Origin of the sequence: Subtercola endophyticus (genome assembly GCF_021044565.1) — a bacterium.
Classification (GTDB): domain Bacteria; phylum Actinomycetota; class Actinomycetes; order Actinomycetales; family Microbacteriaceae; genus Subtercola; species Subtercola endophyticus.
Map to the genome: position 1 here is coordinate 3,077,019 of NZ_CP087997.1, position 17,742 is coordinate 3,094,760.

Consider the following 17,742-nt stretch of genomic DNA (forward strand, 5'->3'; position numbering starts at 1 on the left):
CCGTGATCTGAACGCAGCCAGGGCGTAGCGTCTGGCTACTGGTCGAGTTCACGGATGAACGAGGCGAAGCCAGGGATCGTAAAGCCCAGCAAACCTCTGCCTTCTGACTGCACCAACCCTTTGTCAATGAGTCGTGCGCGGGGAACGGAGAGGCTCGAAGCCGTTACCCCCATTCGAACGGCGATGTCTGCACGGTTGACCGGGTCGTCGCCGAGCTGGGCCATCGCCGTCATCACATCTCTCTCCTGTGGCGCCGCGTTCGCCCACCGCGCGCGAAAAAGAGCGTCGAGGTCGCCTCGCATCGCTTCTTGACCCTTCTGCACGTCGACTAATGCGATTGCGCCTCCCGGATCGGGTCGCCCAGCCGCCGCCCACGAAGAGTCAGCGATGAGCTGAACCGAATAGGGATATCCGCCCGCTACAGAAATCGCGGCAGCGAGTGCGTCTGCCTGCCAGGTCACACCGACAGCGCGGGCCGGGGCGCTGATTGCGATTTCTTCTGCATCGGCGCTGAGGCGCCCTAGCGGACGATAGGCAATTCGCTCTGCGAAGGTCACCACAGCCGAAATCTTGTCTGGCGCGTCGGGCAGACCGGCCGCGAATATGGCGGCGGGCACATCGGCGCCTTCGGCCTGGAGATGCTGCCAGGCATACGCGAGTGTGCGTAGCCCAGCGGCGTCGGCAGCCTGAATCTCGTCGATGAATATGACGACTCCGGCAGCGTTACCTGCTTCGGTCGTTGTTCGTATGACGTTTTCGAACTCTCTGACACCCGCAGAGCCCGCCGCGGCAAGCGGACGCTTGGCGCTCACCTCAGCTCTGGCAATTCCCGGCACACCAACACCAATCGTGACAGAATCGAGCATCGAGACGAGCCTCGTTCGCTTCTCGGATTGCCATGTCACTGTCTCTTGGCGTATTGCAGCGAGAATCTGCCCGATCAGTCCGGATTGTTCGCCCGCGGTCACCCATATAGTGAGTGCGCCGCGCTCTTTAGCACGGCGCTGATATTGGCGCAGCAGCGAAGTCTTGCCAAAGCCACGTGGAGCAAGATCAACACGGATCCGACCTACGAGGCGGTTCAGATCTACTAGGTATGAAAGACGCTCTTCGAAGTCTCCCATCTGAAGCGATCTTCCGGGCACAGACTCGGCGACCTCGCCGGGGGTATAGGGACTGGGTTGCATCTCGGTTCTTGTTATCGATTGTTATACTTGGCGCGTTATATAACAAACTATAACAAGTCACCGGCTCCTCTGCTGGCAACGCCTGATAGATTGGTGGTCTGACTAGCCACGTTGGCTCGTGTGGTTGAGGCGCTCGGCGCCTTCGATCCGAGGCTTGAAACCTCCGGCATCCGTAAAAAGAACCCGGAGGTTTTTTTATGTCTGCATCCGTCTCATCGAGCACGGGGCTGCCCTCGTCGCCGGCCGCCAACCCGAATCGGTGGCGTGCGCTGTTCGTGCTTTCGCTGACACAACTCGTCGTCGTGCTCGACGGCACCATCGTCAATATCGCGCTGCCGCAGGCTCAGATCGACCTGGGGCTGACCGACACCGAGCGACAGTGGGTGGTGACGGCCTACGCTCTCGCGTTCGGTTCACTCTTGCTGCTGGGCGGCCGGATCGCCGACTACTGGGGTCGTAAACGCACCTTCATCGTGGGAATGATCGGCTTCGGTGCGGCATCCGTTCTCGGCGGGCTCACTCAGAGCGGCACCGAGCTGATCATTGCGCGCGGGCTGCAGGGTGCGTTCGCCGCCCTGCTCGCGCCGGCGGCCTTGGCGCTGCTCACCGTGACCTTCACACACGGAAAGGAACGGAACACCGCGTTCGCCGTCTTCGGAACCGTGGCCGGAGCCGGCGCTGCCGTGGGACTCGTGCTGGGCGGGGTGCTCACCGAGTACGCCAACTGGCGCTGGTGCCTGCTGGTGAACGTGTTCTTCGTGATCGTCGGACTCGTCGGAGCTCTGCTCTTCGTGGCAGAGAGCAAGGCAGAAGGCGACAACCGCTACGACATTCTCGGCGCGATCACGGTGACGCTCGGCCTGGGCTCGCTCGTCTACGGCTTCAGCCTCGCCGATTCCGGCTGGGGAACCCCGCAGACCATCGGATTCCTGGCCGCCGGCGCCGGGTTGCTCGTTCTGTTCGTCGTCGTCGAATCGAAGGTGGCGCAGCCACTGCTTCCGCTGCGCGTGCTGACCAATCGGGTGCGCGGCGGGGCCTTTCTTATGCAGGCCATCGCCGGCAGCGTCATGATCGGTGCGATGCTGTACCTGACCTTCCACCTGCAGATCGTGCTGGGCATGCAGCCTCTCGAAGCGGGTCTGGCTACGCTGCCGCTGCCGATCGCCATCACCGCAGTCGCGCCACTGGCCACGAAGCTGCTCGCCTCGATCGGTGCGCGGCCTCTGATGATCGGGGGCCCGATCATCGTCGCAGCGGGGCTGTTCTACCTGAGCTTCATCACCGCAGACGGCAGCTACTTCGCCCAGGTTCTGCCCGGCATGGTGCTGCTCGGCATCGGTATGGCGTTCATCTTCATTCCGCTGCAGAACGTCGCCCTGAGCGGAATCGCACCGCACGACGCCGGCGCCGCCTCGGCGACCGTCAACGCATCCATGCAGATCGGCGGCTCTATCGGGCTCTCGATCTTCACGGCCATCTACGTTTCGACGAGCGCCGACGCGGCAGCCTCCTCGCCGGGGCTGGCAGCTCTGACGGCGGGCTACTCTGCGGTCTTCTTCGCTTCGGCGATCGCGATGATCGGGGCGGCCGTCATCGCTGCCATCTTCATTCGCGGCCCGAAGTCGCAGCTGTCGCCCGGCGGCACGGCCGAATTCGTGCACCTCGGCTGAGATCGGCCACTCGGCAGGTCTCGTCGTGCGTCATCCGGAGGGCAGCGTCTGCAGAATCGCCGTGAGCACCTGGTTCGCCTGAGCAGAGCTGTCGAACGTGTCAGACGACGCAGAGACCCAGAACGGGCCGCCGATGAGTTCGGCATCGCCGGTCGCCTTATCGAAGTATCCGTCGGTGCCGAAGTCGGTCGTGGGCGCCGACCCGTTCGCCTCGAGAAACGACTTCAGGTCGGAGATCGAATCGGGCGTCACCTTCGCCACACCCACGACGAGGCTGTCGCCGGCCGCGTCAGAGAGCACACACCCGACTCCGCCGATCGAGGTGGCCGCCGCAGCAGCGGTTCCCGGACCCGGGGTGAGGTTCGGCTGCACGGCCCAGGTGGGCAGGGCAGTGTCGATGTCGGCGCAGGTCGACGTGACGTCGCCCGCCGAGTGCAGGGCCGGAAACTCGATGCGTGTCGCGGTGGCTGTCGGCGTGCTGCCGGGCGAGGTCGGCTGCGGAGAGGCGGTGGCCGTGCATCCTGCGAGCAGAAGTGCACCCGTCAGGGCCGCGGCCGCGCCGGCCAGCTGGATGTTCGTCTTCTTGGTCATTTCGGGTCCTCCACAATCCACCACTGAGCCTGATTGGTTGCGTCGCAGGGTTCTGCGGTGACCGGCGTTCCGGCGCCGCCATCAGCCTCGATGCAGGTGCCGCCGCCGCTGCCGATGGTGTCGGTCTCGACGAACATCACGGCGTTGTAGACCTGGCCCGCTCCCCAGTCGATGTAGGAGAACTGTCCGCCCGAGGGCGGGCTCCCTCCGCTGTCGGAGACAAATTGGTAGCCGCCACCGCCGGCCGCGATAGCCGTCGAGAGCACCGGATCGATGTCACCCGGGTCTTGCCACAGACCGTAGGTCGCAACGCCGTCGTAGAAGTCGCTGCCGCCCGTCGAGCCTTCGAGGTACCAGTTCTGAGACGAATCTCCGGTGCTGTTCTGCACGAGCACCTGGCCGCCGTCACCGCCGTTCGGGTCGAGCATCATCTTCGTAGCGAGATTCTGATATTGACCCGCGGTAGAGCAGTACCAGCAGCCGGGCCCGATTCCCTGAGTCGCCCCCATGCGAACGCTATCGCCGGTCGCCGCACTCGGGCTCGCGTACCAGCTCGGCACCGCGTCGCACCAGAAAGTGACCGAGGCATGGTGCGAGCTGAGCAGACTCCAGTTGTGGAATTGCACGCTCATGTTCTGAAAGATGTTCCCGTCACCCGTGGTCGGGTAGGTCTGCGATACTCCGTCGTCATCGGAATTGTCGACGTCGGGCCCGGTGCTCTGGTGGTACGAGGCGGTGATGTCGGCGGGGGTCCAGACGCTCGGGGTTCCGGGGCGCACGTACCAGCCCGCCGGGCATCCGGTGTAGATCGTCTGCCACTTGCCGGGCGAGATGTTGCGCGACGAGGTATAGGTGAAGCTCGCGGTGCCCGCAGGCGCAGGCGGAACGTCGGTGACGGCATTCGGGTCGTAAACGTCGGCGGCGGATGCCGGACTCGACGAATGCGTCGCCGCGGGCCCAGGCGCCGCAGTCGCCGTCGCTGATGTCGTGCCGGATGCCGCACTCAACGACGTGGCAGGCGCACTCGGCGCCGGCGTCGATGACGCGGCGAACGCCGTCGTCGAGCCTCCGATAACAAAAACCACGGCTGCGATTGCTCCCGCCGCCACGGCAAACCCGCGTCGAGTCGCGGATTTCGGCCGCGATCTCTCCCCTGTCACTTTCATGCTGTGATTCCCCTCGCGCATTCTCCCGGCGCATTTCGCGCCGGTGCGCACATCAGCATTCCAGCGCGAACCCTCGGGTGCACTAGGGCTTCTTACCAGTCCTCGGCACCAGTTCTCGGGGTCAGTTCTTCCGGGTCAGCGATCGAGACGAGCGCGAGGGACCAGTGCTAGGGAGTGTCGGCCGAGAAGCGCCGCAGCGCCTCGGCGATCACCGCGTGGTCGACGACGTCGGGCTCGCCCGATGCCGAGATTGTTGCGACGATGTCTTCTCCGACGAAGATCGGAATGCAGCCACCCCAGAACTTGTACTCGTCGCCGAGGCCCTCGGCAAGACGGGGGTCTGCGTCTTTCTTCAGCCGAGCGAGCAGCGAACTGTGCTTGAAGTGCTTGGCTACGAGACGTTTGCCGACAATGACGTCGGCGTTCTGCTGACCGGTTTTACCGAGCTGGGCCCGAAAGGCGAGTTGCTCTCCGATGTGTACGTCGGTCTCGAGGCTCAGCCCTCGTTCGCGCGTCACCGCGACGGCGATCTCGCCCAGACGTACGGCGTCATCGCGGGTGAAGTCATCGAATCGTGCGTCGGGCACGGCCCCGAGCTGGGCGATCGAGTAGTCGGAGTCTGGGTTGGGCACGGGCATCCTTCGGGTAAGAGAGCGTAAGGCTCCATTGTCGGGGCCGCGCAGCCCGACGGCAATTCCTGAGCCTGGGCGCTAGCGGAGCGAGCCCGGCGTCACCCCGAAACGCTGACGGAACGCGCGATGAAAGGTCGAGACGTCTGCGAAACCCGCGGATGCGGCGATGCGCGCGATGCTCCGGCTCTGCCACGCCGGGTCGGTTATCCGATCGCGGGCGATGTCGAGTCGTTCGGCGCTGAGCCACTCCGAGAAGAGCGAGCCCACCGAGAAGAGCCGCAGCCGGCCACCACCAGGCCATCGGCGGCGTTCCCGTTGCGGCCAGCTGCGATGAAGACGGTGCCGCTGGGGTTCTTGCGTTCGCGGCACCCGTCGGCTCGTTTGTGCTCTCGGTGACTGCGGGCACGATCGCTGTCGAAGTGGGCGTCGCGGGCGGGGCGGTTGCAGAGGTCTGCTCTGGCAGAGAGAGCAGCTGTTCGGGTTGGTCGGGAAGCTGATCGATGAATACCGAGCCCGAGGTTGCGCGGGTGCGCTTGTCGTCGAGCGTGTAGGCGAGAATCTGTTCACCGACGCGACTCGCGACGTACAACTGCCCGTCGCTGCCGAACGCGATCCCTGACGGATGATCGAGCACAGCCGTGCCGAGCTTCTTGGGCACCACTTCATGGGTTTTTCCTGTGCTGAGGCTCAGACTGACGACATTGTCGGTGCCTTCGCTCGAGACGTAGAGTTCGTCGCCGTTCACCATCAGAGCGACAGGATTGCCGATTCCGCCCGTCTTCGGAGTGAGAACGTCACCCAAGAATTCGCCAGTGACGGCGTCGTAACTGCGCACGGCCTGCTCGGCATTGTCGGCCACGTATAACGTCGGGTCTTCACCCTGAGAGTCGGCCGGAACGGTCACGATGCCACGCGGCGCGGTCAGCCCTCCGTCTTTCGCCGGCACGTCGGTCGTCGACGGAACGAGCGTTCCTGCCGCGAAAGACACAGCGGGGTAATGATCCGCCCACCACGTCGATGCGCCGACGGCGGGTACGGGCATCCCCTCGGCATCGAAGACGGTGACGTCTGCGCTGTCTTGGCTCGAAACGAGAAGCTCCCCCGTTGCCCCGTCCGCTAATCCGTACGGATGATCGAGGCCCGGATTCGCGGGCGCACCGGCGGCGAAGACTCCCGCAGGCGGCACGGGATTCAGCGGCGCCGAGGGTGTCGCAGCCTGCTCGAAGTGCAGCACAGCACTGTCAGACTTCGTGGCGTTGGCGACATAGAGGCTCCCATCGGCGGCCAGGAGCATTCCGCGAAGTTCCGCCAAAGGGGGGTCGCCTGCGCCGGTAGCCAAGACCGCCTTCGCAACGAGGTGCCCACTCGCGTCATAAGAATGGATGTTGTTGGCGTGGCCTGAAGGATCGTCGGCGTCACCGGCAAGGGTCACGTACCAGGCCGCCGGATGATCGGTCGCGGCGAACGCGGGTGACGCTGTGATGGCGCCGAACCCGAACAGGGCTACGGCGAAGGCAAAGACACCGAGCACACCGCTTCTCATTCTTCCCCGTCCGCAAACCCCGTGAGCACAACTGTAACGCCGAGGAGTACGACCTACGATCGGACGTAACGGCGTGCGCCTGCGTCGCCACCAATTGAGCGAACCTGACGCCGACGAAAAAATGCGTCTCTACGCAGCCGGCACCTCATTCGAGAAACTCCGTAAGCAGTACCAATGCGGCATGCCGATGTTGCGGCAGATCATGCTAGGTCACAACGGGACGTGACCCACCGCTCGGCTTGGCTTCTTCGCGCGCCACGTAACTCGCAATGACGAGCGCAAATCTCTACCAAGGCCAGATACGGACCCCGTTTCCAAATTCGCTGAACCATCAATCACCCGGGTAGCGATTCGGCCGAGTGCTCAATTTGGCGGGGATGGGACGTTGACGGTGCGTATCGTTTCCACTACTCCTCGGCGCTGACGATGAGAAGTGGGTCATATACCTCTTGATCGTTCCAGTCCGCCATTGCAGCGATGTCGTACACCACAAGTGACGGCAAATCGACCTTGGCTCGTCGCCCGAACGCATTCATGCGCCACAAGTGCTTATTTGGGGTGTGCCAGATAAAGTAGTCTGCCTCGGACTCGGCTACGATCTGCGTGAAGTGGGCATCAAGGAACCAAGGGTGCGCGCGATCTGGGAAGATCACACCGTTTGCAGGCTGCTCTGTTGCATCTTCGGCCTGGACGTACGCGGACGACTCATCGTGCACCAGCAGCGCCAAGACGTATCCCGGATGATGCTCCCGGTACGCCGTGACATTCGCGACGTGCTTGCCGACGATCCGTGCGAATGAATCGCGGTAGGCCGTGAAGTTGTGATCGTCTTCGGTCGGCAAGCCGGTATTGGCGATGACGGTTATCGGGATGTCTGGGCTTACCGATGGGAATGCCGCGCGAATCTCTCGCTCCAATTCTGCCTCGCGGGCGAGCGTCGGATTATGGAGATTGCCCACCTTTGGGTGGTCATCGACCCGCATCACCTCGACCGTAAACCGCAGCCCATCCGTGTAGAAGTCCGGTCGCTCGCTCTGCGTCCAGAGCGAGAAGTCCCGCACCGCAGAAAGGAAGGCGACAGCCTCGTCTGTCGGATCCGGGATGAAACAAACCTCGGGATCTTCGATCAACTCGATGCGCTTCAGAATCGCACGCTCGTTTCCTGAGCTCGCCACACTGTCTCCTGTCTGGTCGAAGTTCCCCGCGAAGTAGCGAACGTTGGGTGTTGATGCCGTTCCCACCCACGGCAATCACTGTGAAAACGTGACGCTTCTTCGCTCATCGCTCACATTAAGGATGCCCAAGCCCGTGCACACACTTCAACCGGCTGCTAACGCAGCCACCACCAAGCGGTTCGGTTGAAGTTCATGACCCAAGTATTTCGTCCGAACCGCTCGAATCGATAGGCCGCAGCACATACGTTGCCCGACACAACCGCGTCGACTGCAGTCTGTCCTCGGTTTTGTAGAGTTGCTGGGTGAACGAGTCAAGGCGTGTGGTCACGGCTGCGGATGGTGTGAGGGTTTCGTACGCGGTCTTCGAGGGTGAAGGTCCCGCGGTCGTGGTCCTTCACGGGCTGGCAGGGAGCAGCAGGGAGTTCGTTCCGACCGCGCGCCGCCTCGCAGGCCGAAAGGTAATACTGGTCGACCAACGCGGCCACGGGTTGAGCACACGGGTGCCTGCCGACGTGTCGCGGTCGGCGTTCGTCGGTGACGTAATCGAGGTCATCGAGGCCGAGTCGGCGGAGCCGGTGGATCTAGTGGGGCACTCGATGGGCGCTCACACCGCCATGCTCGTTGCTGCCGCACGCCCGGATCTCGTGCGCCGACTTGTACTCTTGGAGGGCAACGAAGGGAGCGGTTCGACCGCCGATCATGCAGCGCTCGGTGACTACTTCCGGTCGTGGGCGGTTCCGTTCGCTGACCAGGCTTCAGCAAAGAAATCGCTTGGTGACGGCCCCCTGCAGCAGGCCTGGGTAGCCGACCTTGAAGAGCGACCTGACGGCCTGTACCCAAGATTCGACGTCGACGTCATGCTTGCAACGAGCGCGGCCGTTGCACGACCGCGCTGGAAGGAATGGGAGTGCATCTCAGCCCCGGTGCTCGTGATTTACGCCGACGGCGGCATGTTCACGGATGAACAGAAAGCCGCATTCGTCGAGCGCGGTAACGATGTCACCAGAGTCGATCTCGCCGGTGCCTCTCATGATGCACACCTCGATTCCTTCGAACCATTGATCTCAGCGTTGCGTGCATTCCTCCTCACCGGCTGAGGTACCTTCCTTCTGCAGGCTCGGACGCGGCGCACTAACTCTTGCTAACGTGCTGGGATGGGCTTCCCGTTGGATGAGTTCGATTCGGCTGACGACGCAGCGCTTCGACCGAAACCTCTTGCGGTTCAAGGTGAGTTCCCGAGTATTGCAGTCTTGTGCTTCTTTCCCGAGGCAATCGAAGATCTACACCAGCGCGAGCATCTCGTCCGGGTCGGGAAGTTCAGTGATCAGGTCGGCGGTGCCGGCATCTTCGTTACGCCCAGTCGCGATGTGGCCGTGTTTCATCCCGGCGTTGGTGGCCCGCTGAGCGCGCACTGTCTCGAACAGGCTATTGCGAGCGGGGTCCAATCTGTTCTCGCAGTCGGGGGTGCTGGCGCTCTCGACGAGAGCTTCGCGAAGGACAACGTCATCGTGGTCGACGCAGCCGTGCGCGACGAGGGAACCTCGTATCACTACCTCCCGCCGAGCCGGAAAGTAGTGTTTGACGTTGCGGAGAACCTGTTGGCAATCCGCGACCTGGCCGAGCTCGGGATCAACGCCCGCGAGGGCACGACGTGGACAACGGACGCGGACTTCCGTGAAACACGTGCCCGCGTCGAGCGTCGGCGCGCAGAGGGGTGCGTTGCCGTCGAGATGGAGGCCGCTTCGCTGGCCGCTGTGTGCCATTTCCGCGGCGTGCGCTACGTTCACTTGCTCTATAGCGGCGACGATCTGCACGGCCTTATGTGGGAGGAGCGAGACTGGACGACCTCGAACCGTCGCAGCCAACTCCTCGAAGCCGCGATTATCCTCAGCGCCGCCCAACAGGTACGCCTGCAATGAGTGCTGAAGAAGGGTGGGTCGAGGTTCGAGCCTACGATCCTCTCTGGCTCGGTCGATTCGAAAGCGAGTCATCAGCCGTCCGCGCGGCTTTAGTCGAATACGCCGTGGCAGTTGAACACTTCGGGAGTACGTCCGTGCCCGACATGGCGGCCAAGCCGATAGTCGACATCTTGGTCGGAACGACAGCAGCCGGCGTTCCTGAAAACGTGCATAGTGCGCTCGCGCTTCTTGGTTATGAATACCTCGGCGAGGACGGCCGGCGACCGGGCCGATTCTTCTGGCGAAAGCGAGGACAATACGCTTTCAACGTCAGCGTCGTCCCGGTCAACGGAGAAATGTGGAACGACAATCTGGCCCTGCGTGATTTTCTACGGGCTCACTCTGACTGGGTCCAGCGTTACGCCGATGTCAAACGCGCTGCGGCCAAGGCGTCACCAAACAGCATGCTCGGCTACCAAGAAGGCAAACGCGCCTTCATCGAAGAAATGAAAATCGCCGCGCGAGCCTGGGTCGCCTCTAAGCCCGCCCAGAGAGGCCTTATGCAGCAGTGAGCTCAACGCTCTACGTGATGGCTTGTCGGACTGATTTAATGAGCGAAGACATTTCTTCCGCCGATGAACCCGTTGCGAGGTGTTCATCAGTGCCCGGAGGCGGCCCGCAAGCGGCAGTCAGCGCTCGACGCCAGGATGCGCGCTGAGGGATGCGTCAAGAGCATCCCTTAGCGGTCGAACTCAGAGGGAACCCGCTTGGTATGCGACGATCATTTGATGAGTCTTCAGACCGCGCACGTAGCACTTGAGCCGATTTCGCCGTCACTTGCTCGTCGGATCGTTGTACGAGACGAGCGTCAAGGCGACAACTGGCACCCCGAGTATCCATTTGCCGACGAACTCGACCCACTCCGATCACTGGGCGCCATGACCGACCCAGATCCCTACTTCACCATGTACGTGATCCGACGCATTTCCGACCATCGTGCCGTCGGCGGTTTCAGCTTTTTCGGGCCGCCTGATACGACTGGGCGTGTTGAGTTCGGATACGGACTGGTGCCGAGTGCTCGCGGCGGAGGGCTGGCGACCGACGCGGTCACTCTTGCCCTCAATAGCGCGAGAGCTCACGGTGCGGCCGTTGCGGCCGCAGACACCGATCAGGACAATCGTGCTTCGCAGCGCGTGCTTCTAAAAAGCGGCCTGATAGAAGTGGCACGCCGTGATTCGCTCATCTTCTACGAACGCGATTTGACCGCCTGACGCAGGAACCAGACGTCGGCGCGGTCGATACCAAATTTGGCGGCGTAGACCTGAGATACCGATTCAACAGCCGCGCCAGTTTCTTCGAGATTCATGGTCTGACGATAACGACAATCTCGGACGCTCATCACCGAGCATCCATCACACCGTCATCCTCACCGCGGACCTCGACGCCAGGCTGTTCATGCTGTCTTATTTCGTCGACGTCGAGGAGACATTGGCGAGGTTACATGCTCTAAACCTGGGCGGTGTACCCCATCAGGTCGAGCAGTCCACGCCGAACGGCTCGATCACAATAGCGACCGTCAAAGACCCCGACGGTGTGACCATTCTCCTCACCCCCGGGTCCATCACTCAACATCAGTGAAGAGGCGTGGTCCCCGAAACGAATCGATCCGCAGCTACGGGAGTGGGTGGGCAGCTGGGATGAACGCTCCTGTTCTCTCGCCGTTCGGATTCTCTGGCGCGCGGGTGGGGATTTCGCAGCTGCCTGATTCGGCGTTGCAGTAGCCGTCGACCTCGGTGGTGCTGATGACGAGTGTCATGGTTTTCCTCAGATAGTGATGATGTAGCCGACCGCGGTGAACGCAGCCAGCAGGAGCAAGAAGGTGTTGAAGGGAAGCGATTTGACGGCGTCGCCTCCCATGCGGATGTGCGTGATGATTGCGCCGACCTGCAGCAACACGAGACCGATGGCCGCCGCAACCGCGAACCAGGGCAAGATACCGAGCCAGACCGGTAAGACGACACCGATCGCACCGAGCACCGAGAGGGTTCCCACGGCGCGGACCTGCCAGGGCGTGGCAATGTGAGCCCATTCCATCTGCGCGGGAATTAGGCTGATCGGTAGCACGAGCTTCATGCCTCCGATAACTAGGTAGAGGACGGCCAGAATGGTCGCCGTGATCGCAACTGCGACGTTCACCGTTCGGCCCACGCTGTCGCGATGGCATCGCTGTATCCGCCGACAGAAATGACGCCGGGAACACCGTATTTCTGATCGATCACCGTGAACGGCACGCCTCTCGCACCGAGCTGTAGAGCTTCGGCGCGATCGGCGGCAACCTCCTCGGTGAATCGGGTTCCATCGAGAACGTCGGTCGCTTCGGGTTCGGGAATGCCGGCGCTCACGGCGGACTGAAGCAGGAACTCCCGGCTGTAGGTGTCGGCCCGCCCGGCGAAGAGCGCGTTCTGCACGGTGCTGAAGAACGCGCAGGCGGCGTCGTATTCGGCTGCGAGATGCACCAACCGGAGTGCGTCGAAGCTACTCGCGTGAATTCGTTCGACCGTGAAGCCGAGCCCTTCGGCAGCCGCGAGCCCGCTCATCCGCTGCTCGAGCTCGACAGCCTTTTCGACGGTGACGCCCATATGGCGCGCCACATATTGAGGGTTCGACACCGGCACTTTCGGTGCACCAGGATCAAGTTCGAACGTGTGCAGCACCAGGTGGATGTCATCGCTGTGCCCTGAGCTGGCGATCGCGGTTTCGAGTCGTTTCTTACCGACGTAACACCAGGGGCAGGCCACATCCACCCACGCATCGATTCTGAGAGGTGCGGACTGCGTGGTCGTATCGATTGGCATCGCCAACTCCGTATTTCTGAGGTGATTCATGCGGCAGGATGGATTTGTTCTGCGCGGTTTCGGTTCGTGTACAGCTCCCAGTACTGATCGGCGAGATCATCGGGGCTGACCACGGGCAGGGTCTGCCCCTCCGGGAGGTGGATGGCGAATTCTCCGCTGGTCGCCGCGGAGTGGCCTTCGCTCCGCTCGATCATCGCGGTGACCGTGAGGGTGCCGGCGTAGATGCCGAGAGGTGCGAGCTCGCCGTGAAGGGAGTAGATGTAGTTGCGGGCGGCAGCCATCACTGGGCCGACACCGCTCATGAAGGGAGCGCCTTCCACCGCGGAGTAGCCCTGGCCAAGCAGGATCGCGCCGTCGCTGCGCGCGAGCATCTGCGGCAATACCGCCCGCACGAGCTCCACGGGTGCCAGCAGGTACAGGTCGACGAGACCCTGCAAGAGCTCGGCAGTGAGTTCCATGGCAGGGTGGAAGGTGAGGTTCGAGACGGGTGCGTACTCGATCACGTCGATGCCGCCGAAGTGATGCGTGATCTTCTCGACGAACGCGGGCAACGCCGTGACGTTGGAAAGGTCAGCGGGAAACGCGTGTGCTTCGATCCCGTCGGCCGCAAGGTCGCGCACGAGAGAGTCGAGCGGAGCTGGTCGCCGACCGATCAGAGCGATTCTGAACCCTTCTCGACCGAACCTGTGGGCTACGGATGCGCCCAGCCCGGTGCCAGCACCGAAAATAGCGATTGTCTTGGGCATAGAGACTCCTCCTGCTGTATCTTGAGACAAGTGTCAAGTTCGCTCCGAACTGTAGCAGCTAACTTGATACACATGTCAACTTAGATAGTGATGGTGAAATTCCCATGCCAGACAAGACTCAGGAGCAACCGCGACTGCGAGCGGATGCGCGAGCAAACATCGAGAAGTTGCGCCTGGCCGCCATCGAGGTCTTCCGTGAACAAGGGCTTGGCGTGCCGCTGGATGAGATCGCGCTGCGGGCTCACGTCAGCCCAGGCACGCTGTACAACCGCTTCGGTAGCCGCGAAGCACTGATCGATTCGGTGGTCGAGGAACTCGCTTCCGACTATCTCGTCGCGGCGGCGAACGATGCGCGATCCACAGCCGATCCGTTCGACCGGTTTGCGCTTTATGTTGAGAAATTGTGCGAGCTCCAGGCGGTCTTCCCTGACCTAAACGATGTGATAGCCCGCAAGTATCCAGGCTCGCGCCGCCTGGCGGAACTATGCGACAGCTCGCTGGTCTACGCGGCGGAATTCATCACGTCCGCCCAGGCGGCCAAGAGCCTGCGCGCAGATTTTACCGTCGACGACCTGTTTCTTTTCTTCACCGCGAATGCGGCCGTCGTCGCCGCGACCCGCGCGACCGGGCCCGACATCTGGCGACGAAACGTCGGGTTCATCATCGATGGACTCCGATCAGAAGCTGCCCGGCCACTCCCGACCCAGGCTGTAGCATGCGCACCCGTTCTGGAACACTTCTAGTTCTGTTTCTGGTTTCCCCGGCGCAGTCCGTCGATCCACAGGTCGAGAAGGCGGCTGGTGATTGCCGCCTGATTCGGGTCGCCGGCGATCAGTGTCACACCACCTATTCCGAGGAGCACGTCGTAGGGATCGACATCCGTTCGAAGTGTGCCCTCCGTCGCGCCTTCAGACAGAAGCATGCCGATCGCGTCGGCCAGAAGATACCGGGTTTTCATCTTCATGTCATCGTCGACCAGAATGACCCGCAACGCCTCCCCCATTCCCTCCTTCGTAGCCATGAATGCGACAAACAGGTCCATCCACATGCGCAGTGATTCAAGCGCAGGACGCGATTCCAGTAATTCTGTCGCCGCTGCGCATAACCGAGCGACCTCACTTCGATAGGTTGCCTCGACGAGGCGGTCGCGGGTCGGGAACCGACGATACAGCGTTCCGACGCCAACGCCGGCCGACTTCGCAATCGCGCGCATGGAGGTATCCGCACCCTCCTGCTGGAACGTCGCCGCGGCGACGGCGAGGAGACGATCGAGATTGCTTTGCGCGTCTGCACGAAGCGTCTTTTGGGGTGTGACAGGCACGACGACTCCAACTTTCAACTCACACTTGTAATCGGAACGTGTTCCGCATAGAGTTACACACGGAACGCGTTCCGCTTACGAGTCTATGGCCCACGGCGACAAAACGCATCCCTAGAACAGGTTCCACGTTCGAGTTTTTCCGCTAATGAACAGAAGGGCACCATGAGTACCAATCGGATTGTCACCCCCTTCGGCGCTGAATCCACAGCCGCCGACGTCATCGCCGGAATCGACCTGACCGGCAAGCGCGCCATCGTCACGGGCGGATCCTCCGGAATCGGCATCGAGACCGCACGTGCCCTTTCCTCGGCAGGGGCACTCGTAACCCTCGCCGTACGAAACGTGAGTGCTGGCCGCACAGTGGCCGACACCATCCAGGCAGACACCGACGTTCCCGTCGCTGCGGTCCAGCTCGACCTCGCCGATCAGGATTCCGTCGCCCGATTTGCTGCCTCCTGGGCCGATCCGCTTGACATCCTGATCAACAACGCCGGAGTCATGGCGATCCCGGAACTCCAGCTCAACGGTGACGGCTGGGAGATGCAATTCGCTACCAATCACCTCGGCCACTTCGCCCTCGCGACCGGCCTGCACGACGCCCTTGCCGCGGCAGGGAACGCGCGGAATGTGGCGGTGAGCTCGGTCGGTCACATCGACGGCAACATCGACTTCGACGACATCATGTTCGAGCGTCGCCCCTACAACGAATGGCTCGCATACGGCCAGTCGAAGACCGCGAACATCCTCTTCGCGGTCGAGGGATCCAAGCGCTGGGCAGCCGACGGGATCACGATCAACGCTCTGAACCCCGGCCGCATCCCGACCACCGGCCTCATGCGGCACATGGACAACACTCCCCCGCCTGCTGCGCCAGGCGTCACGAGCAGCACCGGCGTTTCGGTGAAAACCGTCGAGCAAGGAGCCGCCACCTCTGTGCTGCTGGCCTCGGCGCCCATCATCGACGGAGTCAGTGGTCGCTACTTTGAGGACTGCAACGAGGCAGGCCCGCTCGTGCCCGGGATTCGGCGAGGTTTTGCCGACTACGCCCTCGACCCTGCAGAAGCCGAACAGCTGTGGAATGTGTCCTCGGCACTCGTCACCAGCAGAGTGCCCGCCCGATGAACTACGTGAAGCTCGGATCGACAGGACTAGACATCTCTCCCGCAGCCATCGGCTGCATGAACTTCGGAGAACCAGAAAAGGGATAAGCAAAGCATTGAACAACAATGACCAAACCGGGTATCTGCTTAGGTCGAGTTGCTTTTGAATGGGGCGGAGATCGGACGATTGTATATTTAGGCGTCAGCCGAGGGCCTCACCCAGCCCATATGGTGGCGTCCGGTGCCGGGCTCGTCAACACCCCGCTCATCGCTACTGGTCGATCCCCCGAAGTCATGGCCGGGTGATGCTTCCCACCCCGGAATCAAGTGCCGCTTGAAGATTCTTGGTAGTACCCGTGGCCAGCATCATCAACACCCCGCCCTGAATTCCTGCAAGAAGAGACGACGCAGCAACCTCGGGGTCAAGATCTGCACGGGCCTCGCCACCCTTTTGAAGGGCGCGGACGCCGTTCGCCAGAGCATGCTCCCAGGTGTTGTACATGTCGACGATAATCCGCTGGACTGCAGGATCATTCGGATCGAGCTGCCCCATCAACGCGCTCAGCGCACAATGAGCGCCCTGACGTTCGTAGTTGGCGAACAATTTATCGGACCAGACGTTCCACCCCTCTACCGTTTCAAGGTTGCTCAGTTCAGGCTGTTGTTCATCCAGTATCTGACCGGCTTCAAATTCTGCGACCGCCAAGAGAATCTGAGACTTGCCGTCGGGGAAATAGTGAAAAAGCTGACTCCCGCTGGTCTCCGTCACCGAGCGGATCTGCTCCAAGCCGGTGTTTGCGACACCGACATCGCGAACAACAACGGCAGCGCCCTCAATGATGCGTTGGCGTGTGGCGGCGCCCTTCTTCGTCAAACCCTGCGGCATGGCATCAGCTTACAGAGTGGGTTTGACAATCCATAACGAAAAGCCCAGTATGGGTTCACAAATCCAATTTGAGGAGATGCCATCTCATGACACGTTTTGAGCAGAAATCTGTACTCGTTACCGGTAGCACAAGCGGGATCGGCCGGTCGATCGCCGAAGCGTTCGCGAAAGAGGGTGCTTTCGTGGTCATCACAGGGCGCAACGAGCAGCGCGGCGAACAAACCGCAGCCTCGATCGTGAATCAGGGCGGTCGCGCGACCTTTGTCCGCTCCGACCTCGCCGCGGGAGGGGATGCCATCTCGGTGCTCGCTGACGCCGCGCTCACGGCCAGCGGTGGAACCATCGACATACTGGTCAACAACGCCGCCGCACTCATTCCCGCGCAGTCCCTTTTCGATGCGACTGAAGCACAAATTGACGACGCCCTCACCGTGAACGTCAAGGTCCCTTTTCTCTTGACGGCGGCGATAACTGCCCCCATGATCGCTCGGGGTAGCGGGGTCGTCGTGAACATCGGATCGGTCAACGGCATCGTCGGCATGTCTGTCGCAGCGCTGTACGGCGCTAGCAAAGCGGCGCTGCATTCACTCACCAAATCCTGGGCCGCCGAACTCGCGCCGCTAGGGATCCGGGTGAACACCGTCGCGCCTGGACCAACGATGACTGATACCAACGAGCCATACTGGTCGGTTCTGCAGGAACTCTCCACGGACGTCCCTGACGGGCGTCCCGGAACCGCGCACGAAGTCGCCTCGGCCGTGCTGTTCCTCGCATCTGACGAAGCGAAACACATCCACGGCGCGACGCTCACCGTCGATGGCGGAATGACCACCCGATGAAAACGCCGAACTGGACGAGATGAAGCGCCGCAAGCTCACCCCCGACAAACCTCCCCTCATTGAGGGTTTCGCCGCTGAGTGTTCTTCACGAAAAGCGTTGACATTCCTTATTCGATATAGCTAGCGTAAGGTC

General features: G+C 62.1%; 20 protein-coding genes. 8 read left to right on the forward strand and 12 right to left on the reverse strand.

The window, feature by feature from the left end; all coding sequences use genetic code 11:
* Window positions 1–35 precede the first annotated feature (35 nt).
* Complete coding sequence (locus tag LQ955_RS14250) at window positions 36–1,124, reverse strand: ATP-binding protein (RefSeq protein WP_231025166.1); 1,089 nt, start codon at window positions 1,122–1,124, stop codon at window positions 36–38.
* 260 nt (window positions 1,125–1,384) lie between these two features.
* Between LQ955_RS14250 and LQ955_RS14255 the strand changes: the two genes are divergently transcribed.
* Window positions 1,385–2,857: an MFS transporter gene (locus LQ955_RS14255; RefSeq protein ID WP_231025167.1), complete on the forward strand. Its 1,473-nt coding sequence runs from the start codon at window positions 1,385–1,387 to the stop codon at window positions 2,855–2,857.
* Window positions 2,858–2,887: 30 nt separating this feature from the next.
* Here the strand turns inward: LQ955_RS14255 and LQ955_RS14260 are convergent, their stop codons facing one another.
* The 5 genes from LQ955_RS14260 to LQ955_RS14280 all read right to left on the reverse strand — a co-directional run bounded on the left by LQ955_RS14260 (window position 2,888) and on the right by LQ955_RS14280 (window position 7,964).
* Window positions 2,888–3,448: a hypothetical protein gene (locus tag LQ955_RS14260; RefSeq protein ID WP_231025168.1), complete on the reverse strand. Its 561-nt coding sequence runs from the start codon at window positions 3,446–3,448 to the stop codon at window positions 2,888–2,890.
* Window positions 3,445–4,533: a hypothetical protein gene (locus LQ955_RS14265; protein WP_231025169.1), complete on the reverse strand. Its 1,089-nt coding sequence runs from the start codon at window positions 4,531–4,533 to the stop codon at window positions 3,445–3,447. The genes LQ955_RS14260 and LQ955_RS14265 overlap by 4 nt, the downstream gene beginning before the upstream one ends.
* A gap of 248 nt (window positions 4,534–4,781) precedes the next feature.
* Window positions 4,782–5,246, reverse strand: a complete 465-nt coding sequence (locus LQ955_RS14270) for a heme-binding protein (RefSeq protein WP_231025170.1) — start codon at window positions 5,244–5,246, stop codon at window positions 4,782–4,784.
* Window positions 5,247–5,324: 78 nt separating this feature from the next.
* Window positions 5,325–5,912: a helix-turn-helix domain-containing protein gene (locus tag LQ955_RS20245; RefSeq protein ID WP_390623387.1), complete on the reverse strand. Its 588-nt coding sequence runs from the start codon at window positions 5,910–5,912 to the stop codon at window positions 5,325–5,327.
* A gap of 1,284 nt (window positions 5,913–7,196) precedes the next feature.
* Window positions 7,197–7,964, reverse strand: coding sequence for a hypothetical protein (locus LQ955_RS14280; protein ID WP_231025172.1), 768 nt, complete (start codon window positions 7,962–7,964; stop codon window positions 7,197–7,199).
* A 302-nt stretch (window positions 7,965–8,266) separates the two neighbouring features.
* Here LQ955_RS14280 and LQ955_RS14285 point away from each other — a divergent pair, with 302 nt between their 5' ends.
* The 4 genes from LQ955_RS14285 (at window position 8,267) to LQ955_RS14300 (ending at window position 11,133) form a co-directional block, all read left to right on the forward strand.
* Entirely contained in the window at window positions 8,267–9,061 is a 795-nt protein-coding gene (locus LQ955_RS14285) for an alpha/beta fold hydrolase (protein ID WP_231025173.1), read from the forward strand.
* A 57-nt stretch (window positions 9,062–9,118) separates the two neighbouring features.
* Window positions 9,119–9,883, forward strand: a complete 765-nt coding sequence (locus LQ955_RS14290; protein ID WP_231025174.1) for a nucleoside phosphorylase — start codon at window positions 9,119–9,121, stop codon at window positions 9,881–9,883.
* Complete coding sequence (locus LQ955_RS14295) at window positions 9,880–10,434, forward strand: GrpB family protein (protein ID WP_231025175.1); 555 nt, start codon at window positions 9,880–9,882, stop codon at window positions 10,432–10,434. Before LQ955_RS14290 ends, LQ955_RS14295 begins: the two co-directional genes overlap by 4 nt.
* Window positions 10,435–10,650: 216 nt before the next feature.
* Window positions 10,651–11,133 carry a GNAT family N-acetyltransferase gene (locus LQ955_RS14300; RefSeq protein WP_231025176.1) on the forward strand — a complete coding sequence of 161 codons (483 nt, stop codon included), beginning with the start codon at window positions 10,651–10,653 and terminating at the stop codon, window positions 11,131–11,133.
* 401 nt (window positions 11,134–11,534) lie between these two features.
* Here the strand turns inward: LQ955_RS14300 and LQ955_RS14305 are convergent, their stop codons facing one another.
* From LQ955_RS14305 to LQ955_RS14320, 4 genes are read right to left on the reverse strand one after another with little or no spacing between them, the layout of a single operon-like run.
* Complete coding sequence (locus LQ955_RS14305; RefSeq protein WP_231025177.1) at window positions 11,535–11,678, reverse strand: hypothetical protein; 144 nt, start codon at window positions 11,676–11,678, stop codon at window positions 11,535–11,537.
* An 8-nt stretch (window positions 11,679–11,686) separates the two neighbouring features.
* Window positions 11,687–12,058 carry a DoxX family protein gene (locus LQ955_RS14310; protein ID WP_231025178.1) on the reverse strand — a complete coding sequence of 124 codons (372 nt, stop codon included), beginning with the start codon at window positions 12,056–12,058 and terminating at the stop codon, window positions 11,687–11,689.
* Entirely contained in the window at window positions 12,055–12,717 is a 663-nt protein-coding gene (locus tag LQ955_RS14315) for a DsbA family oxidoreductase (protein ID WP_231025179.1), read from the reverse strand. Before LQ955_RS14315 ends, LQ955_RS14310 begins: the two co-directional genes overlap by 4 nt.
* 26 nt (window positions 12,718–12,743) lie before the next feature.
* The gene (locus tag LQ955_RS14320; RefSeq protein WP_231025180.1) at window positions 12,744–13,463 is read right to left on the reverse strand and encodes an SDR family NAD(P)-dependent oxidoreductase; all 720 of its coding nucleotides are present in this window, start codon (window positions 13,461–13,463) and stop codon (window positions 12,744–12,746) included.
* Between the two features lie 104 nt (window positions 13,464–13,567).
* Here LQ955_RS14320 and LQ955_RS14325 point away from each other — a divergent pair, with 104 nt between their 5' ends.
* Window positions 13,568–14,206: a TetR/AcrR family transcriptional regulator gene (locus tag LQ955_RS14325; RefSeq protein ID WP_231025181.1), complete on the forward strand. Its 639-nt coding sequence runs from the start codon at window positions 13,568–13,570 to the stop codon at window positions 14,204–14,206.
* Here the strand turns inward: LQ955_RS14325 and LQ955_RS14330 are convergent.
* Complete coding sequence (locus LQ955_RS14330; RefSeq protein ID WP_231025182.1) at window positions 14,203–14,784, reverse strand: TetR/AcrR family transcriptional regulator; 582 nt, start codon at window positions 14,782–14,784, stop codon at window positions 14,203–14,205. The two genes, LQ955_RS14325 and LQ955_RS14330, sit on opposite strands and share 4 nt — an antisense overlap.
* Window positions 14,785–14,946: 162 nt before the next feature.
* Between LQ955_RS14330 and LQ955_RS14335 the strand changes: the two genes are divergently transcribed.
* Entirely contained in the window at window positions 14,947–15,906 is a 960-nt protein-coding gene (locus LQ955_RS14335) for an SDR family NAD(P)-dependent oxidoreductase (RefSeq protein ID WP_231025183.1), read from the forward strand.
* A gap of 270 nt (window positions 15,907–16,176) precedes the next feature.
* Here the strand turns inward: LQ955_RS14335 and LQ955_RS14340 are convergent, their stop codons facing one another.
* On the reverse strand, window positions 16,177–16,770 hold the full coding sequence (locus LQ955_RS14340; protein ID WP_231025184.1) for a TetR/AcrR family transcriptional regulator: 594 nt from the start codon (window positions 16,768–16,770) through the stop codon (window positions 16,177–16,179).
* A gap of 86 nt (window positions 16,771–16,856) precedes the next feature.
* Here LQ955_RS14340 and LQ955_RS14345 point away from each other — a divergent pair, with 86 nt between their 5' ends.
* Complete coding sequence (locus LQ955_RS14345; RefSeq protein ID WP_231025185.1) at window positions 16,857–17,609, forward strand: SDR family NAD(P)-dependent oxidoreductase; 753 nt, start codon at window positions 16,857–16,859, stop codon at window positions 17,607–17,609.
* Window positions 17,610–17,742: the final 133 nt, after the last annotated feature.